14 protein-coding genes are annotated in these 18,137 nt (G+C 71.5%); 4 read left to right on the top strand and 10 right to left on the bottom strand.

Annotation, left to right across the window (positions count from 1 at the left end):
• Positions 1-61: 61 nt before the first annotated feature.
• The 3 genes from I2501_RS26520 to I2501_RS26530 all read right to left on the bottom strand — a co-directional run bounded on the left by I2501_RS26520 (position 62) and on the right by I2501_RS26530 (position 4,115).
• Entirely contained in the window at positions 62-1,273 is a 1,212-nt protein-coding gene (locus tag I2501_RS26520; RefSeq protein WP_328806647.1) for a sensor histidine kinase, read from the bottom strand.
• Positions 1,274-1,347: 74 nt separating this feature from the next.
• The gene (locus I2501_RS26525) at positions 1,348-1,839 is read right to left on the bottom strand and encodes a CcdC protein domain-containing protein (protein WP_196196747.1); all 492 of its coding nucleotides are present in this window, start codon (positions 1,837-1,839) and stop codon (positions 1,348-1,350) included.
• Positions 1,840-2,009: 170 nt separating this feature from the next.
• Positions 2,010-4,115, bottom strand: a complete 2,106-nt coding sequence (locus I2501_RS26530; protein ID WP_196196748.1) for a DNA gyrase/topoisomerase IV subunit B — start codon at positions 4,113-4,115, stop codon at positions 2,010-2,012.
• Positions 4,116-4,557: 442 nt separating this feature from the next.
• On the opposite strand from I2501_RS26530, the gene I2501_RS26535 reads away from it, so the two are divergent.
• Positions 4,558-4,791: a DUF7455 domain-containing protein gene (locus I2501_RS26535; RefSeq protein ID WP_196196749.1), complete on the top strand. Its 234-nt coding sequence runs from the start codon at positions 4,558-4,560 to the stop codon at positions 4,789-4,791.
• A 413-nt stretch (positions 4,792-5,204) separates the two neighbouring features.
• Here I2501_RS26535 and I2501_RS26540 read toward each other — a convergent pair whose 3' ends face one another.
• A complete protein-coding gene (locus I2501_RS26540) occupies positions 5,205-5,852 on the bottom strand; it encodes a TetR family transcriptional regulator (protein WP_196196750.1) in 648 nt (215 codons plus the stop codon).
• Positions 5,853-5,911: 59 nt separating this feature from the next.
• Positions 5,912-7,312: an SAM-dependent methyltransferase gene (locus I2501_RS26545; protein WP_196196751.1), complete on the bottom strand. Its 1,401-nt coding sequence runs from the start codon at positions 7,310-7,312 to the stop codon at positions 5,912-5,914.
• Positions 7,313-7,649: 337 nt separating this feature from the next.
• Here I2501_RS26545 and I2501_RS26550 point away from each other — a divergent pair, with 337 nt between their 5' ends.
• Positions 7,650-9,971, top strand: a complete 2,322-nt coding sequence (locus I2501_RS26550; RefSeq protein ID WP_196196752.1) for an outer membrane protein assembly factor BamB family protein — start codon at positions 7,650-7,652, stop codon at positions 9,969-9,971.
• Positions 9,972-10,178: 207 nt separating this feature from the next.
• Here the strand turns inward: I2501_RS26550 and galE are convergent, their stop codons facing one another.
• The 4 genes from galE to I2501_RS26570 form a co-directional block, all read right to left on the bottom strand.
• On the bottom strand, positions 10,179-11,156 hold the full coding sequence (gene galE / locus I2501_RS26555) for a UDP-glucose 4-epimerase GalE (RefSeq protein WP_196196753.1): 978 nt from the start codon (positions 11,154-11,156) through the stop codon (positions 10,179-10,181).
• Between the two features lie 36 nt (positions 11,157-11,192).
• Entirely contained in the window at positions 11,193-11,915 is a 723-nt protein-coding gene (locus tag I2501_RS26560; protein WP_196196834.1) for a polyprenol monophosphomannose synthase, read from the bottom strand.
• A gap of 289 nt (positions 11,916-12,204) precedes the next feature.
• Positions 12,205-12,666 carry a Zn-ribbon domain-containing OB-fold protein gene (locus I2501_RS26565; RefSeq protein ID WP_196196754.1) on the bottom strand — a complete coding sequence of 154 codons (462 nt, stop codon included), beginning with the start codon at positions 12,664-12,666 and terminating at the stop codon, positions 12,205-12,207.
• Positions 12,667-12,702: 36 nt separating this feature from the next.
• On the bottom strand, positions 12,703-13,845 hold the full coding sequence (locus tag I2501_RS26570; protein WP_196196755.1) for a lipid-transfer protein: 1,143 nt from the start codon (positions 13,843-13,845) through the stop codon (positions 12,703-12,705).
• A 166-nt stretch (positions 13,846-14,011) separates the two neighbouring features.
• Here I2501_RS26570 and I2501_RS26575 point away from each other — a divergent pair, with 166 nt between their 5' ends.
• Positions 14,012-15,598, top strand: coding sequence for a FadD3 family acyl-CoA ligase (locus tag I2501_RS26575; RefSeq protein WP_196196756.1), 1,587 nt, complete (start codon positions 14,012-14,014; stop codon positions 15,596-15,598).
• A 22-nt stretch (positions 15,599-15,620) separates the two neighbouring features.
• Here I2501_RS26575 and I2501_RS26580 read toward each other — a convergent pair whose 3' ends face one another.
• A complete protein-coding gene (locus I2501_RS26580; RefSeq protein ID WP_328806649.1) occupies positions 15,621-16,598 on the bottom strand; it encodes a DUF5996 family protein in 978 nt (325 codons plus the stop codon).
• Positions 16,599-16,751: 153 nt separating this feature from the next.
• Between I2501_RS26580 and I2501_RS26585 the strand changes: the two genes are divergently transcribed.
• Positions 16,752-18,038 (top strand): bifunctional glycosyltransferase family 2/GtrA family protein, encoded by a 1,287-nt coding sequence (locus tag I2501_RS26585; protein WP_196196757.1) that lies wholly within the window; start codon positions 16,752-16,754, stop codon positions 18,036-18,038.
• The last annotated feature ends 99 nt before the right edge of the window (positions 18,039-18,137 follow it).

Here is an 18,137-nt window from a genome sequence, read left to right on the forward strand (position 1 = left end):
AAACGGACTGTGTGAACGAATCCCGTGAACGAGTCCCGTGAACAGCCCCCGAAGGCAGCGGTCAGCACGGAACCCGCAGCAGCACCCGGAACCCACCCGGAACAGGCCCCGCCTCCAGCTGCCCGCCCAGCAGCTCCGCACGCTCGCGCATGCCCAGCAGCCCCAGCCCGCTGCCGGACCCCGCCAGCTCGGCTGCCAGCTCGGACGAAAGCTCCGACGCCGGCTCGGAGCCGGTGGTGGACTCGCCACGGCCCGGACCGCGCTGGTTCACCACTTCGAGCTCGACCATATCCTCCAGGTACGACAACCGGACCGAGCAGCGCGAACCGGGCGCGTGCTTCCGCACATTGGTCAGCGCCTCCTGCGCGGTCCGCCGCACCGCGACGCCGGCCTCGGCGGTGAGCGGTCGCGGCGTGCCGACCACCTCCAGCTGGGCGGACTCCTCCTTGGTCAGCTTGGCCAGGAACTCTCCCACCGGGGTGAACTCGCCCCGCAGCGCGGAGAGCGAGGCCCGGGTCTCCAGCAGTCCGTCCTGGGCCATCCTCCGTGCGGCGACGATGCGTTCGCGCACCTGGTCCCGCTCCGCGCCGCTGTCCAGCATCAGCCGAGCCGCCTCCAGGTGGACCAGCTGGGCGGAGAGGGAGTGCGCCAGCACGTCGTGGATCTCCCGTGCGATCCTGGCCCTTTCGGCCAGCGCCGCCGACTCCGCCTCGACGGTGCGCAGCGCCCGCTCCTGCGCGAGTGTGCGCTGGGTCTGTGCCCGTGCCTCCCAGTCCTGCCGGGTGACGTAACCGAGCACGCCGAGACCGAAGACAGTGATCAGGTTGCCCCAGCTCGAGTAACCGAGGGGGGCGACCACCACGAAGACCGACCCGCCCAGGAGCACGATCGGCGCGGCGAAGATCAACGGCAGCTGCTGCACCGACCGGATCGCGATGACGCACATCGTCACCAGGCCCAGAATCGGCGCCCCGTCTACCGAAAGGATGATCGCCTGGCCCAAGGTGACGGCAAGACAGATGAGCGCCCCCGCCGGGTTCATGCGCTTGGCGAAGTGAACCGCGCCCCAGAAGGCCAGGCCGCCCACCAGCATCACCAGGACGATGGTGGCGACCCTGGCGGCCGTCATCGGCTCGACCGGGTTCCGGAAGGTGAACCAGAGCGCGAACCCGAGACCCATCAGGCGCGCGCCGACCCCCACCGTGCGGCGGCCCACGGCGAGGCCCTCGCGGGAGATCGCCTCCCGTGAGGGCCATTCGGTCCAGCTTTCCACGTCAGGTGTCCTGTTCTCCGTGGCGTCAGGGGTCCGCATGCCGGAGATCCGGGACCACACCGCGACCGGGGCGGTCACAGCGCTCCGACGGGGCTACCGTACGCCGCGCCGAACTCCCGGGACCGCCAGGTCACCACCATGCCACGGACCAGCAGCAGCGCGGCCAGCGACAGCAGGATCCCGGCCTGTCCCTGGGGGATGCTGAACGCGGCGGCCCCGGCGTAGAGGGCGATCCGGACGATCACCATGCCGATCCAGGCGAAGAGGCTGGCTTTGGTGCCCTTGGACCAGATCGACCCGTCGGCGTCGCGCCAGATCCGGGTGGTGAAGCCCCAGGCGGCGCCCATGCCGATCTCCAGCACCACGCCGACGATCAGGAAGCCCGCCGACAGCGCCCGGTGGTGGGGGTCGAGCAGGTGCGGGTCCCGCAGCGCCAGGTAGGCCAGGACGGCCGGGACGATCAGCAGCCTGCGCGGGTTGCTGTTGACCAGACGGGGTTGGAACTGGCGGAACAGCACGTAGCCGACCACCGCGATGATCACGACGACGTTCGCAAGGGCGGGCATCTCAGGTCTCCTGTCCGGCGGCTGCGGGTGGGTCCCGCTGACACCTCCGAAACTACGGATCACCGGCTCGCCGGGCCTCGGAGCAGGGATGGAGACAGGGGTGGAGAAGCGGCCCCGGCCGCCTCTCCACCCCCGGGTGGACGTGGGGTGCTACCCCCGAAATCTCCTGCTCAGACGTCGATGCGCGAGCGGTCCAGCAGCGCCGCGGAGTCGACGATGAACTCCTTGCGGGGCGCCACGTCGTTGCCCATGAGGAGGTCGAAGGTCTTCTCCGCCGCCTCCAGGTCGACCAGGTTGATCCGGCGCAGGATCCGGTGGCGCGGGTCCATGGTCGTCTCGGCCAGCTGGTCGGCGTCCATCTCGCCCAGACCCTTGTAGCGCTGGATCGGCTCCTTCCAGCGCTGGCCCTTGCGCTGCAGCTCCAGCGAGGTGTTCCGCAGCTCGTTGTCGGAGTACGTGTAGACGTACTTCTCCTGGCCCTTGCGCGGGTTGATCAGTTCGAGCCGGTGCAGCGGCGGCACCGCCGCGAACACCCGCCCTGCCTCGACCATCGGCCGCATGTAACGGTGCATCAGGGTGAGCAGCAGGGTGCGGATGTGCGAGCCGTCGACGTCGGCGTCGGCCATCATGATGACCTTGCCGTAGCGCGCCTGGTCGATGTCGAAGGTGCGGCCCGAGCCGGCCCCTATGACCTGGATGATCGCCGCGCACTCCGCGTTCTTGAGCATGTCGGAGACGGAGGCCTTCTGGACGTTCAGGATCTTGCCGCGGATCGGCAGCAGCGCCTGGAACTCCGAGTTCCGGGCGACCTTCGCGGTGCCGAGCGCCGAGTCCCCCTCGACGATGAACAGCTCGCTGCGGTCGACGTCGTCGCTGCGGCAGTCCGCCAGCTTGGCGGGCAGCGACGAGGTCTCCAGCGCGGTCTTCCGGCGCTGCGCGTCCTTGTGCTGACGTGCCGCCACGCGCGTCCGCGCCGCGGCGACGACCTTGTCCATCACCGTGCGGGCCTGGGCCTTGGCGTCCCGCTTGGTGGAGGTCAGGAACTCCTTCAGCTCCTTGGCCACCACGGCGGCGACGATCCGCTGCGCGGCGGAGGTGCCGAGCACCTCCTTGGTCTGCCCCTCGAACTGCGGCTCCGCAAGCCGCACCGTGACCACGGCGGTCAGGCCTTCGAGGGCGTCGTCCTTGACGATGTCGTCCTCGGCGACGCGGAGCAGCTTGGCGGCCCGCAGCGCCTCGTTGAACGTCTTGGTGATCGACCGCTCGAACCCGGCGACGTGGGTGCCGCCCTTGGGGGTCGCGATGATGTTCACGAAGGAGCGGAGGGTGGTGTCGTAACCGGTGCCCCAGCGCAGTGCGATGTCGACGGCGAGCTCGCGGACGACCTCCGTGGGGGTCATATGGCCCAGCTCGTCCAGGACCGGCACGGTCTCCTTGAACGTACCGTGACCGCTCAGCCGCAGCGTGTCACAGACCGGCTTGTCCGGGGCCAGGAACTCGCAGAACTCCGTGATACCGCCCTCGAAGTGGAACACCTGCTCGTCCACCGGCGCGCCGTCGACCGCCCGGTCGTCCCGGACCACGATCGTCAACCCCGGCACCAGGAAGGCCGTCTGGCGGGCCCGGCTGTGCAGGTTCTCCAGCGAGAGCTTGGCGTCCTTGAGGAAGATCTGCCGGTCCGCCCAGTAGCGGATGCGGGTGCCGGTACGGCCGCGCGGCGCCTTCTTGGTCTTGGTCAGCCCGTTGGCCGGGGTGAAGTCGACGTCGGGGCCGTCGCCCTTGAACTCGCCCGGGGTGCCGCGTCGGAAGCTGATCGCGTGGGTGTGACCGCTGCGGTCCACCTCGACGTCCAGGCGCGCCGACAGCGCGTTCACCACGGAGGCGCCGACGCCGTGCAGACCGCCGGAGGCGGCGTACGAGCCGCCGCCGAACTTGCCACCGGCGTGCAGCTTGGTCATCACGACCTCGACGCCCGACAGCCCCGTCTTGGGCTCGATGTCGACCGGGATGCCTCGCCCGTTGTCCCGGACCTCGACCGAACCGTCGGCGTGGAGCAGCACCTCGATCCGGTCGCAGACGCCGGCCAGCGCCTCGTCGACCGAGTTGTCGATGATCTCCCACAGGCAGTGCATCAGGCCCCGACTGTCGGTCGACCCGATGTACATGCCAGGGCGCTTGCGCACCGCCTCCAGGCCCTCGAGAACGAGGAGGTGCCGCGCGGTGTAGTTGGACCCGTCCTTCTGAGCGCTGGCGGGCACGGTGGGTTCGGCGGTCACGCGCGTGGTGCTCCTCTACTCTGCATCTTCTTTTTTCGACTTCTGCTGGCTGCGAACAAAGACACATTCCCTGGCTTCCACCGGGTGTGCCAAGGCACCATGGCAACAATGCTGCCGGAGTGCAGGCTACCGGTGCGTGGGCTGGGGCTATTGCGTCCCACTCGATGTGGCTTATGCTACGCGCACCTCGCACGAGCGTTCGATAACACGTTCGAGTGAAGCAAAGGTCACTGACGGCGGCAGGCATGAACCGTTCGCGCTCCGGGCACGTCCTCCACTACAACAACGCACCACGAGACAGCACCACACCGACGACCGCCGTCTCCACCCGCCAAGCCCCGGAACCACCGCTCGCGAAAAAGAAAGACCGAGCGGGAACGAATCCAGACTGGTTGGATGTTGACCCTGGTAAGACAGCTCGTCGAGCTAGAGAAGAGGCGACGTGACTACTAACGTTCTCACCCCCGCGACCCCGCTGACCGCGGCCGACCGTTGCGACCGCTGCGGCGCCCAGGCGTACCTCCGAGTCGTGCTGGCGTCCGGCGGCGAGCTGCTCTTCTGCGCTCACCACGGCCGCAAGTTCGAGCCTGAGCTGAAGAAGATCGCCGCTGAGATACAGGACGAGAGCGGTCGACTCACGGCCACCCAGGCGTCGGCTGGAGCCGACGAAAGCTGAGGTGCGCCGAGGTGACCCCGGTCATCTGACGACGAGCTGAACAGAGCTGTCCGACACAGTGGGGGGGGGGGGCCCCGCCCCCCCCCCCCCCCCCCGGGGGGGCCGCCCCCCCCCCCCCCCCCCCCCCCCCCCCCCCCCCCCCCCCCCCCCCCCCCCCCCCCCCCCCCCCCCCCCCCCCCCCCCCCCCCCCCCCCCCCCCCCCCCTGGGGAGTGCAACTTTCCCTGGTGTTGACCCACGGCAAAGGAAAAGGTCAAGGGCGGCACCGTCAGGTCAGAGACGGTACCGCCCTAGTGGGAACGGAGCATGGATGCGCTGGACGTACCTCCCCCGAGGCACAGCCCGGCGCTAGCGCCGGCGGACAGGCGACCGGGCCCATGGCTCCGTCATGAAGGGTGAAGCCTGTGCTCGAGGGCTACTTCGGCGGCTTCTTGCCGGTCATGCCGAGGTAGACCAGCAGGGCCAGGTTCGGGGTGAGCTCCTTGGCCTTGACGCCCCAGGAGTCGAACCCCTTCTGGTGCTCCGCGACGGCGGCCAGCATCGCCACCAGGGAGCCGGCGACAGCCGGCGCGCTGACCGACTTGTCCGCCTTGCCAGAGGCCTGCATGGCCTTGAGGGAGTCCGTGAGCGAGTTGGTCACGGCGTTGAGGATCTTCATGCGGATCTTGAAGAACCGCTTGTCCCCTTCGGCCGAGCCCAACGTCACGACACGGAGGATGGCCTCGTTGTCGCGCCAGAAGGAGAGGAAGCCGTCGACCAGCTCCTCTGCCGTCTGGTAGCCGGCTTTGCCGACCCACGACTTGTCGGCGACCAGGTCCTTGAGGCCGGCGCCGTCCTTGGCCATGTCATCCGCGATCTCGAGGACAGCGCCCTCGACGTCGGGGAAGTACTGGTAGAAGGTTGCGGGGGAGGTACCCGCCATCCGGGCGACGTCGATGACCTTGACGTCCCGGTAGGGCGAGGTCGCCAGCATCTCGCGAAGGCAGTCGAGCAGCTTCTGCCGCGTCGCCTGCCCGCGCCGTCCGGCGACACGCCCATCGACGGTGCGAACTTGTCCTGTCATGCCGTCAGTTTACCGTGGCAAGATCCGGGCGCTATTCGGACGGAAATCTGAATGCTCCGTCAGGCTGACGGGCCCGCTGAGGGGCCCGCTGACGGAGGCGCCGGCAGGTCCTCGCCGAGCCACGCCCCGCGGCTGAGCGGGAGTCCACTGCGGCCCTCCGGGTCCGTTCTGACGGCCAGCACCTGGTTGATCCCGATCCGGTTCTCCTCGAAGGCCAGCGCGCAGGCGGCCATGTAGAGCCGCCAGACCCGGGCCCGGCCGAGGCCCGCCAGCTTGACCGCCTGGGGCCACTCCTCGCGCAGGTTGGCCACCCAGCGGCGCAGCGTCAGCGCGTAGTGCTCGCGCAGCGACTCAACGTCGCGGACCTCGAAACCGGCGTCTTCCAGCCATTCGACCGTGCTGCCCACCGGGGCCAGCTCGCCGTCGGGGAACACGTAGGCCGCGATGAACGGGCTGAGCCGGTACGGCTCGCCCGGGCGGCCGGGACGGCGGGCGATCTGATGGTTGAGCAGGCGTCCGCCCGGCCGCAGCAGCCCGTGCAGGGTGCGGGCGTAGCGGCGGTACTGCTCCGCGCCCACATGCTCGGCCATGCCGATGCTGGAGATCGCGTCGAACGGACCGTCATCGACCTCGCGGTAGTCCTGCAGTCTGATCTCCAGCCGGTCCGTCAGCCCGGCCTCCGCGATCCGCTCCCGCGCCCCGCGCGCCTGCTCGGCCGAGAGGGTGACGCCGACGCCGGTGACGCCGTAGTGCTGCGCCGCGTGCAGCAGCATCGAGCCCCAGCCGCAGCCGACGTCCAGCAGCCGGGCACCCTCGCCCAGCTGGTGCAGGCCCAGCTTGCGGCAGATGAGGTCCAGCTTGGCCTCCTGCGCGCCCTCCAGCGTGGTGGTCCCGGGCGGCCAGTACGCGCACGAGTAGACCAGCGAGGGGCCCAGCACCAGGCGGTAGAAGTCGTTGCCGACGTCGTAGTGGTGACTGATGGCGGCCCGGTCGCGGCGCAGCGTGTGGACCGGGCCGGACTTGCGCCGCGCCTCCTCCGGCGGGATCGGCGGACGCGGACCGATCGCGCCCAGGCGCAGCGCCGCGCCCACCATCCGGCGTCCCTCCGGGCCGACCAGGGTCCGTGTGGACGGGCGCAGCGACAGTTCGGGGCGGTTCTCGGCGAGATGGGCGAGCCGGCGGAGCAGCTCGAACAGCTCCTCGTCGTCCCCCGGAAGGCCCGGTCCGCCGGTGCCGTCCTCCGCGATCGCCAGGTCGCCCGCGACATAGGCGCGGGCCAGGCCCAGCTCGTTGGGCGCCCACAACAGGTGACGCAGCGCTCGCCGGTTCGCGACGGTCAGCAGCGGTGCGTCCGGTGGGCCCGCCTCGGCGTTGTCCCAGGTCCGCAGGCGGAACGGAGGCTCGGCACCGAGTAGTTCGGTGAGTAGTTCGCGCAGCGCGAGTGCACTGTCGCTCGTCATCACGGCTCCTCTCACGACGCGTCGGCACGTGATGGTCCGTCCCCAATCTAGATCGCTGACCACCGGTTGTGAGGGCATTCCGTTGTATTTGGCAGCGAGTCGTGACGAAGGCCGACCGGATGCCGCAGAGTCCCGCTCTGGCGGGTGCAATGGAGGGTGTGATCGGGGTGTGACGACGGTCGAAGATCCGGACCGTTGCGTCCCGTTGCGCGGACTGTTGCGGTGTTGTGGCTGATGTCCTGCCGGATGGGTTGGTCCGCAGGGGGGTCCGCCGTGGAGAATCAGTGTGCGCCCCCGGGTGGGCGCGGATGTGACCCAACGGGGAGGTGCTGAGGACGTGGACCAGCTGACGGCGCACGATCCGAGGAGGATCGGGCCCTTCGAGGTGCTGGGCCGGCTCGGCGCGGGCGGGATGGGCTTGGTGTACCTGGCGCGCTCGGCGGCGGGGCGCCGAGTCGCCATCAAGACGGTGCGGGGAGAGCTGGCCGAGGACCAGCTGTTCCGGGTGCGCTTCGCCCGCGAGATCGCGGCGGCGCGGACGGTCAGCGGTTTCTACACCGCTGCCGTCGTCGACGCGGACGCGGACGCGGCGGTGCCGTGGCTGGCGACCGCCTACATTCCGGCGCCGTCGCTGGAGGACCTGGTCACCGAGTGCGGACCGCTGCCGGTGGCCACCGTGCGCTGGCTGATCGCGGGGATCGCCGAGGCGCTCCAGTCGATCCACGCGGCCGGGCTGGTCCACCGTGACCTGAAGCCGTCGAACGTGCTGGTCACCGAGGACGGCCCGCGCGTGATCGACTTCGGCATCGCGGCCGGGGTCTCGCACACCCGGCTGACCATGACGAACGTGGCGGTCGGCACGCCCGCGTACATGTCGCCGGAGCAGGCCAGGGACAGCCGGGGCGTCACCGGCGCCTCGGACGTCTTCTCGCTCGGCTCGCTGCTGGTCTTCTCGGCCACCGGGCACGCGCCGTACCACGGGGCCAACCCGGTGGAGACGGTCTTCATGCTGCTGCGCGAGTCGCCGGACCTCTCCGGCCTGCCGCAGGACCTGGCGCCGCTGGTCAAGGCCTGCCTGCGCCCAGCCCCTGAACGTCGCCCGTCCCCGGCCCAGATCGCGGCCGAGCTCGGCCCGCACCTGTACGCCAGCGGCGACGGCGGCGAGGACGACTCCCGCGAGTGGCTGCCCCCGTCGGCGCTCGCCCTGATCGACGCCAAGCGCGGCCGTCGCACCCCGCCTCCGCCTCCGGCGCAGGCGCCGATTCCGGATCCCGGGCCTGCTCCGACGCCCGTCCCCGCTCCGGTGGCCGCGCCCGTCGGCGCGACCGGGGTGGACCCGCGTACCGAGGCCGCGCCCAAGGTGCTCCTGCCCGGAGTCCCCTCGCCGATCGGACCGGGGGTCCGCGTCCCGGCCGGTGAGCCCGCCCCGCCGGTCATGCCGCCCGGCACCGGCTGGGTCCGCAAGGGCGGCGCCCACGCCGCACCCGCGCCCGTGGCCCAGCAGGCGGCGCAGCCCGCCGCTCAGCCGGCCGCCCAGCCCACGCACGTCGCGCAGGCGGCCCAAGCCGCTCCGTGGCGGCCGTGGCGGTTCCGGATGTCGCACGACGTCTGGGGCTCGCCGGTGGTCGCGGACGGCGTCCTCTACGTCACCAGCTTCGAGGTCCATGCCCTGGACATCGCCAGCGGACGCCGCCGCTTCCGCACCGGCGACGTCGCCTGGGCGCTCGCCGTCGCGGACGGCCGCGTCCACGCCGCCGACGGTCCGAACCTGTTCACCCTCCATGCCGCCGACGGCAGCGAGCGCTGGCGCGTCGCACTGGACGGCTGGACCTACACGCTGGACGCGGCGGGCGGCGCGATCGTCGCCGGCACGCGCGGCGGCGGCGTCCAGGTCCGCTCCGCGATCGACGGCAGCGAGATGTGGCAGGCGAAGGACGCCCAGCAGGACTACGAGAACAGCCTGTCCGGCCCCTGCGTCCTCGGCGACTCGGTCTACTACTACGGCGGCGGTCGGCTCCGCTCGGTCGAGTTGACGTCGGGTCAGCTGCAGTGGGCGCTGCCGCTCGGCGAGGACGTCCCCTCCCGACCGGTGCTCCACCGCGGCGTGGTCCACGTCTGCAACGGCACCAGAGTGCTGGCCCTGGACGAGGCCACGGGCCAGGAGCGGTGGCGCTTCGACGCCCCGGTCGCGCTGTTCACCTCGCCGGTGGTCACCGAGGAGGGGGTCTTCTTCGCCGACTACCTCGGCACCGTCTTCGCCCTCGACACGGCGACGGGATCACTGCGCTGGCACGTCCGCACGGGCGGTCGCCAGGGCGCGGACCCGGTCGTCCTCGCCGGGGGAGTGCTGCTGGTGAGCAGCGGCGACACGGTCCACGCGTTCGACGCCCGCACGGGTGCGGAGCACTGGCGCTACGCCGCTCGCGCGGAGCTGGCCGGCGTCCCCGCCTCGGCGGACGGCCTCGTCCACGTCGGCAGCCGTGACCACTCCCTGCACACCCTCGACCTGGCCACGGGCCGTCTCCGCTGGAAGCTCGACACCGGCGGCGAGATCACCGGCACCCCGGTCGCGGCGGACGGCAAGGTCTTCGCCTTCAGCAAGGACCACTGCGTCTACGCGCTGGACGCCGCGCTCGGCACCGCGACCAAGCAGCCGTAAGGCTGCGCGTCAGGGGCGCGGGGCTCCGCTGATATGCGCCTACCGCAGCAAGTTGCACTACCCAGGGGCGCGGGGCTCTGCTGATGTGCGGCTCCGCCGCGTGGGCGCGATAAGCCACCCGCATGCGGATGGTCCTCAACGCGCAGGGCCATCCGCACAGGGTGGTTACTCGCGCAGTTCCCCGCGCCCCTGAGGTAAGTGCAAACCTCAGCTCTGCGCAGGGTGCTGCCGGCGCCAGCCGGACCACGCGGAGGAGACCATCTCGGCGACGCCGAACCTCGCCTTCCAGCCCAGCTCCTGGGCGATCCGCTCGGCGGAGGCGACGACGCGGGCCGGGTCGCCCGCGCGGCGGGGGGTGACGACGGGGGTGGTGTCGAGGCCGGTGACCTCGCCGATGACGGCGAGCATCTCGTGGACCGAAACGCCTTCCCCACGGCCGATGTTGAGGACGAGATCGGTGCTGTCCGGCCGCTCCGTGAGCCGCCGCACCGCGGCGACGTGCGCGGAGGCGATGTCCGCGACGTGGATGTAGTCGCGGATGCAGGTGCCGTCGGGGGTCGGGTAGTCGTCGCCGAAGACGCGCGGCGGCTCGCCCGCGTCGAGGCGTTCGAAGACCATCGGGACCAGGTTGAACGCGCCCGGATCGGCCAGCTCCGGGGCCGCCGCACCCGCGACGTTGAAGTACCGCAGCGACACCGTGCCCATGCCGGCCGCACGGCCGGTCGCGCGGACCAGCCACTCGCCCGCCAGCTTCGTCTCGCCGTAGGGGCTGATCGGGCGGCAGGGGGTGTCCTCGGTGACCAGGTCGACGTCCGGCATCCCGTAGACCGCCGCCGAGGAGGAGAGCAGGAAGCGGCCCACGCCCGCGTCCACCGCGGCCTCCAGCACGACGCGGAGGCCCTCGACGTTCTCCCGGTAGTACCGCAGGGGTTGCTCGACCGACTCGCCCACCTGCTTCTTCGCCGCGACGTGCAGCACCCCGACCACCGCGTGCTCGCGCAGCACGGTGCCGAGCAGCGGGCGGTCGAGGGTCGAGCCGACGACCAGCGGTACGTCCGCGGGCAGACGCGCCACGTCGCCCGTGCTGAGGTCGTCGAGGACGACCACCCCGTGGCCTGCCTCGACCATCGCACGGACGACGTGGGCACCGATGTAGCCGGCACCGCCGGTGACGAGCCAAGTCATGCCCGTCACTCTACGCGGCGGCACCCGCCGTCTGTGTCAGCGCTTGTGCTTGCGGGCCCGCAGGCGCAGACGCCACGGCACCACGGCCGACTCCAGCTGGACCGCGAAGCTCATCTTGGACTCGCCCGCGCGGCGCTCCTCGAAGCGGATCGGCACCTCCATCGCGCTGAAACCGGCGTGGACGGCACGGAACTTGAGCTCCACCTGGAAGCTGTAGCCGGCACTCTCCAGCGTGGCCAGGTCGACCGCGCGGATGGTCTCCGCGCTCCACAGGTTGAAGCCTGCGGTGATGTCCCGGACGCGGGTGGAGAGGATGGTCCCGGCGTAGGTGTTGGCCCACCGCGACAGCAGGCGGCGGTGCCAGCCCCACTCGTCGGCGAGCTCGCCGCCGGGGACGTAGCGGCTGCCGACGACCAGACCGGCGCCGGTGGCCAGTGCGGTGCCGAGCATCTGGGGGATGGCCTCGGCGGGGTGGCTGCCGTCGGCGTCCATCTGGACGACGAAGTGGGCACCCTCCTCGACGGCCAGGGACATACCGGCGGCGTACGCCTTGCCCAGGCCGTCCTTACCCTTGCGGTGCAGCACGCTGATGCGCGGCTTGCCGTCCAACAGATGGCGCTGGGCGAGCTTTTCGGCGAGCTCACCAGTGCCGTCAGGGCTGCTGTCGTCGACGATCTTGAGGTGCAGGCCGGGCAGCTTGAGTGCCATCACCTGCTCGACAGTGGCCTCGAGGCTGCCGATCTCGTTGTAGGTCGGCATGACGACGGTCACGGGCGTCTCCGCCCAGTCGTCGGGCAGCTCGACGGGCTTGCTGGTCACGATGGCTCCTGGTCCTCTTTACGGGCCTGTGCGAACGCTGCGGAACGCGGCACGGACGACCTTGGACTGTAACCCATCCAGACGAGAGTACGGTCAGGAGCGTAGCTAGTTCACCGGGAAGAAACGCATTGTTCCCGAGGTCGGCGCTCTTTACCTTGTTTCACCCGTTTGCAGGAGTTCGCGACGGGAGCGGCTTTGACTCCGCTCTTCGCTCTTCGTCCCTCGGGGCTCACCCCGTGCACAGCGCCCAGCGGGGGACGGTCACCTCCGGCGTCATCGCCTGGAAGACCACCTGGACCGGCGCTCCGATCCGCAGTCGCTGCGGCGGAACCGCGTCCCACGGCGCGTTGGGGCGCCGCACGGACGAGGTGACCGTGCCGACCAGGCGGACGGTCGGGTCCTCGTCCAGCTCCACCAGGACGACCGGGTAGGGAGCACGCTCCGCGTAGGCGGGCAGCAGCGGGGGATGGGCGACGACGTAGGACCAGATCCGCCCGCGCCCCGACATCAGCCGCCACTCGTCCTCGAAGCTGCCGCAGTGGGGGCAGCACGGACGCGGCGGGAACCGGAGGCGCCCGCAGTCCGCGCAGGCCTGGATCCGCAGTTCGCCGCGCCGGGCGTACTCCCAGAACGGTTCGCCGTCGTCGTCGGGCCAGGGCAGCAGCAGGCCGTCGGCGGTCAGGGTGTCCATGCGGATCCTCTCGTCGAGTCGAAGGGTTTCCGGGGCTCAGGCGCGCAGCAGCAGGGCCGAGGTGGGCACGCCCTCGCCCGCGGTGACCAGGCATGTTCCGGCGTCGGGGACCTGCGCCGTGGAGCTGCCGCGCAGCTGCTTGACGCCCTCGTTGATCAGGTTGAAGCCGTGGACGTAGCCCTCGGAGAGCCCGCCGCCGCCGGTGTTGATCGGCAGCCGTCCGCCCAGCTCCAGCGCGCCGCCCTCCGTCCACGCCGCGCCCTCGCCGCGTCCGCAGAAGCCGTAGCCCTCCAGGGAGAGCGGGATCAGCGGCGTGAAGGCGTCGTAGATCTGCGCCACGTCGACGTCCTCGGGGCCGAAGTCGGCGGTCTTCCACAGCTGTCGGGCGGCGGCCCAGGCGGGGCCGGTCAGCGGGTCGTCGTTCCAGTAGTTGACCATCCCGTGGTGCTGCGCGGGCAGGCCCTGCGCCACCGAGTGCAGGTAGACCGGCTTGGTCCGGCAGTCGCGCGCCCGCTCGGCGCTGACCACGACGCAGGCGAGCGCGCCGTCGGTCTCCAGGCAGTTGTCGTAGAGGCAGAGCGGTTCGCTGATCCAGCGGGCGTCCATGTACATCTCGCGGGTCAGCGGCCGGTCGTACATGATCGCGTCGGGGTTCTGGTTGGCCCGGTTGCGGCAGGCCAGCGCCACGTTGAAGAGGTGGTCCCGGGTCGCGCCGTACTCGTGCATGTAGCGGCGGGCCAGCATGCCGATCTCGTCGGCCGGGCGCAGCAGGCCGAAGGGCCGGGTCCACTGGGCCGGGGTCGGCAGCTGCTGGGCGGTGTTGGTCCACGGCCGCTTGCCGCTGCCGCGCTTGCGGCTGCGCCAGGCGACGCCGACGCTGGCCTGTCCGGTGGCGACGGCCATGGCCAGGTGTGCGACGGTGGCGCAGGAGCCGCCGCCGCCGAAGCCGATCCGGGAGAAGAAGGTGACGTCGCCCGCGCCGATGGCCTTGGCCAGCTCGACCTCGTCGGTCTCCTCCATGGTGTAGGAGGCGAGCGCGTCCACCTCGTGCGGCTCGATCCCGGCGTCCGCCAGCGCGGCCAGCACGGCACGGCAGGCGAGGGCCTTCTCGGACTCCTCCAGGTGCTTGGCGAAGCGTGTCTGGCCGATGCCGACGATGGCCGTGCGGTCCTTGAGCATGGCTGCCCCCGCTCTCCCCGCGCCCCGGCGGTGTGTGCTTGAACCGGTGCGTCCTTGATTATCTGACGCCTCGTCAGAATAGGCGTCGTGCACCCTTCCGGGAAGGCCGTCGCCACCCTAATCTGACGTGCAGTCATATTGCGGCAGTCGGGCGGAGGGCGGACCGATGCGAGCGGACCAGGAGTGGGGAACGATCGCCGAGCTGGTCCAACGGGCGGGTGACCGCTACGGCGACGCCGAGGCCGTCGTCGGCCCGCGCACCCGGGTCGGCTACCGCGAACTCGCCCAGCGGGTACGGCGGGCAGCCGCGGGCGTGATGGCTGCCGGGGTGCGTCCCGGCGACCGGGTCGGCATCTGGGCGCCCAACACCCCCGACTACGTCGTCGCGGCGCTCGGCGCGGTCAGCGCGGGCGCGGTCCTGGTTCCGCTGGGCACCCGCCTCAAGGGCGGCGAGGCGGCCGAACTGCTGCGCCGGACACGGGCCGGGATGCTCTTCGTCACCCCCAACTTCCTCGGCGTCAGCTACGTCGCGGCCTTGAAGGCCGCAGGCCCGCTGCCCGACCTGCGGACGACCGTGCTGCTCGGCGAGAGCGGGCCGCAGGCCGTCCCGGAGGGGCTGCTCGGCTGGCACGACTTCCTGGCCGGTGGCGCGGACATACCCGAACGCGCCGTCCGTGAGCGCATCGCGGCGGTCCGCCCGGACGACCCGGCGGACATCATGTTCACCTCCGGCACGACCGGCCTCCCCAAGGGCGCGGTCACCACGCACGTCCAGACCCTGCGCGCCTTCGGCACCTGGGCGGAGCTGGCCGGGCTGGTCGAGGGCGACCGCTACCTGGTGGTCAACCCGTTCACGCACACCTTCGGTTGGAAGGCGGGCATCCTCGCCTGCCTGATGAGCGGCGCGACGATCCTGCCGCAGCCCGTCTTCGACATCGAGGCGGTACTGGCCAAGATCTCCACCGAACGCGTCACCGTCCTGCCGGGCGCGCCCACGATCTACCAGTCCCTGCTGGACCACCCGGCGCGCCACCGCCACGACCTGTCCTCGCTCCGCCTCGCCGTCACCGGCGCGGCGGTCGTCCCGCTGGAGCTGGTCACCCGCATCCGCGAGGAGCTCGGCCTGGCCACGGTGCTGACGGCCTACGGCCTGACCGAGTCCAGCGGCATGGTCACCATGTGCCGCCGCGACGACGCGCCGGACACGGTGGCGGCGACCTCGGGCCGCGCCATCCCGGGCGTGGAGGTGCGCGTGCGCGACGCGGACGGCAAGGACCAGCCGCCCGGTGCGCCGGGCGAGGTCCAGGTCCGCGGCTACACGGTGATGCGCGAGTACTTCGAGGACCCGGCGGGCACGGCCGACGCCTTCACCCCGGACGGCTGGCTCCGCACCGGCGACGTCGGCGTCCTGGACGCCGACGGCAACCTGCGGATCACGGACCGCCTCAAGGACATGTACACCGTCGGCGGCTTCAACGCCTATCCGGCGGAGATCGAACGGGTTCTCACCCGACACCCGCTCGTCGCGGACGCGGCGGTGGTGGGCGTCCCCGACGCGCGCCTCGGCGAGGTGGGCCGGGCCTTCGTGGTCCCACGGAGCGCGGCCGACGCCGAGGCGGGCACGGAGCTGATCGCCTGGTGCAGGCGGGAGATGGCGAACTACAAGGTGCCGAGGGACGTCGTCTTCGTGACGGAACTGCCGCGGAACGCCTCCGGCAAGGTGCTCAAGGGTGAACTGAGGAGCAGGACGTAGGCACGCCCTGACAGCGCGGGGCTCAACCGGGAGGCGGCGTCCTGCTCATGTGCCAGCCGTCGACGCGCGGGCCGAGGGCGTCGGCCGGCCAGCCCGCCGTGGCGACGGCGGCGTCGTACACCGCGTCGCCGAAGGCGACGACGGCCTGGTGCGGATCGGGCTGCCGCCGCAGCGTCGGCCACGGCAGCAGCACCAGGCCGAGGTCCGGACGCCAGGCTGCGCCCTCGACGCCCCAGCTCCGGCCGTCCAGGCCGTCGGGCTGCGGCCAGATGTACCCGTACAGGCCGATGCGCTCCGCAGCGGGATCCTTGTCAGCGCCGCGGGTGGTGTCGAAGCAGAAGCCCACCGACACGTAGGCGTACAGCTCGCCGCTCTGCATGAACGACGGGCGGTCCGCGACCGGCTTCGTGGGCTGGTGCCGGAAGCGCGTGGCGGACAGGTCGAAGCCGCCCCACATCACGCCGACCCGCGGGCGGTGCCCGATGAACGGGGCCTGCCACGCTTCCAGCCCGTGCGCGGCGAGGTCGAAGCCCTGCCAGATCAGGCGCGCCGCGTCCGCGTCCCAGGTGCGCGCGGCATGGTCGTCGTCGAAGGTCGGCGGCGCGCCGGGGATCTCGCAGATCAGCGGGCTCGGCGGCGGCGCGATGCCGAGCTCGGCGGCGGCCGTGCAGAACGCGGTGTAGAACGAGGCGACGGAACCGGGGGCGCGGGGATCGCCGGTCAGCGGGATCGTGCGGGTGCCGCTGTCGGCCTCGATGACCACGTCGCCGTCGAGCAGACGGTGGTGGACCGTGAAGGTCGCGCCCGCGGTGCGGTACGTGCGGGTGCGCAGCCCGCGCGGTGTGCACTCCAGCACGATGTCGCCCCAGCCGACCTCGAACGGCTCGTCCAGGGAGTACTTGCCGCCGACCTGGACCAGCCGGTTCAGGTAGTCGACCATCGGCGCCAGCTCCGCGAACTCCAGCGCGGGCCAGGTACGAGGACGTTCGCTCACGCTCACGGGTGACTCCCTGCGTCGTGGCACAGCGTGCGACGGTCGGGCGCATCCATTCTCCCAGCCGGGCAGGGGCGCCGCCCGTTCGGCCGCCAACGCCTACCTTGCGCCTACGCGCAGCACAGCTCCAGCACAGGGCGTCGGCGAACAGTTCTGGGCATGAACCATTCGCCCGCGCTGGCGGCGCGCTTCGCGGCGCAGTCCGCCCCTCCAGGAACGGAAAGGGACGGCACCACCACCAAGCTGGTCGAGGTGGTCGTCCCCGTCTACAACGAAGAGCATGTCCTCGCGCAGAGCATCCGTACGCTGCACGGCTACCTGCGCGAGAACTTCCCCTACCGCTTCCGCATCACCATCGCGGACAACGCCAGCACCGACCGCACCCGTCAGGTCGCCGACGAGCTCGCCGCGGACCTACCGGACGTGCGGCTCGTGCACCTGGACCAGAAGGGCCGCGGCCGCGCGCTGCGGCACGTCTGGGGGAGCAGCGACGCGGACGTCGTCAGCTATATGGACGTCGACCTCTCGACCGGGCTGGAGGCCTTCCTCCCGCTGGTCGCGCCGCTGCTGTCCGGGCACAGCGATCTGGCCATCGGGTCCCGGCTGCACCGAGGTTCCGCCGTCGTCCGGGGGCCGAAGCGGGAGATCATCTCGCGGACCTACAACTTCCTGCTCCGGGCCACCCTCGCGGCCAAGTTCTCCGACGCGCAGTGCGGCTTCAAGGCCGCCCGCACCGAGGTCGTGCAGGCGCTGCTGGCCGAGGTCGAGGACGAGACCTGGTTCTTCGACACCGAGCTGCTGCTGCTCGCGGAGCGCAGCGGCCTGCGGATCCACGAGGTGCCGGTGGACTGGATCGACGACCCGGACAGTCGCGTCGACATCGTGCGGACCGTCAAGGACGACCTCAAGGGCATGTGGCGGGTGGGCCGCAAGGCACTCTCCGGCGCCACCAGACTGCCGGTCCCGCCGCGTGTCAGCCGGGCGCAGCTGCCGACCGGGATGCGGTGGCAGCTCTCCAGCTTCGCGGTGATCGGCGTGCTGAGCACCCTCGCGTACCTGGTGCTCTACCTGCTGCTGCGTCAGGCGGCCCCGGCCGAACTGGCCAACGCCGTCGCTCTGTTCGTGACCGCCATCGCCAACACCGCCGCGAACCGCCGCTTCACCTTCGGGGTGACCGGCTCCCGGGACGGGCTGCGGCACCAGGTCGAGGGCGGGATCGCGTTCCTGATCGGGCTGGTGCTGAGCACGCTCGCGCTCGCGCTGGCCGGCGCGGTGTCGCCGCACGCGTCGCACCTGGTGGAGTTGGTCTGGCTGGTGGCGGCGAACGGGCTGTCCACGGTCGTGCGCTTCGTGTTGCTGCGCGCCTGGGTGTTCCACCCGCGCCGCGCCGCGCGGCAGGCCCGTGACGCCGAACTGAACACGATCGAGCAGGAGTTGCACCGCTGAGCGCCCACTGAGTGCCCGCCGAGTGCCCACTGCGTGCCCACGCTCTGTCAGTGCGCGCAGAGTTGCTGGTCCGCCGGCTGGTCCGCCCGCCTCCTCCGC

It is taken from the genome of Streptacidiphilus fuscans (assembly GCF_015690355.1).
GTDB lineage: Bacteria > Actinomycetota > Actinomycetes > Streptomycetales > Streptomycetaceae > Streptacidiphilus > Streptacidiphilus fuscans.

Coding starts and splice junctions, on each gene's coding strand:
- I2501_RS26525 (WP_196196747.1), bottom strand. CDS start 1,839: ATGCCCGCCCTTGCGAACGTCGTCGTGATCATCGCGGTGGTCGGCTAC.
- I2501_RS26540 (WP_196196750.1), bottom strand. CDS start 5,852: ATGACAGGACAAGTTCGCACCGTCGATGGGCGTGTCGCCGGACGGCGC.
- I2501_RS26545 (WP_196196751.1), bottom strand. CDS start 7,312: ATGACGAGCGACAGTGCACTCGCGCTGCGCGAACTACTCACCGAACTA.
- galE (WP_196196753.1), bottom strand. CDS start 11,156: ATGACTTGGCTCGTCACCGGCGGTGCCGGCTACATCGGTGCCCACGTC.
- I2501_RS26560 (WP_196196834.1), bottom strand. CDS start 11,915: ATGCCGACCTACAACGAGATCGGCAGCCTCGAGGCCACTGTCGAGCAG.
- I2501_RS26565 (WP_196196754.1), bottom strand. CDS start 12,666: ATGGACACCCTGACCGCCGACGGCCTGCTGCTGCCCTGGCCCGACGAC.
- I2501_RS26570 (WP_196196755.1), bottom strand. CDS start 13,845: ATGCTCAAGGACCGCACGGCCATCGTCGGCATCGGCCAGACACGCTTC.
- I2501_RS26575 (WP_196196756.1), top strand. CDS start 14,012: ATGCGAGCGGACCAGGAGTGGGGAACGATCGCCGAGCTGGTCCAACGG.
- I2501_RS26585 (WP_196196757.1), top strand. CDS start 16,752: ATGAACCATTCGCCCGCGCTGGCGGCGCGCTTCGCGGCGCAGTCCGCC.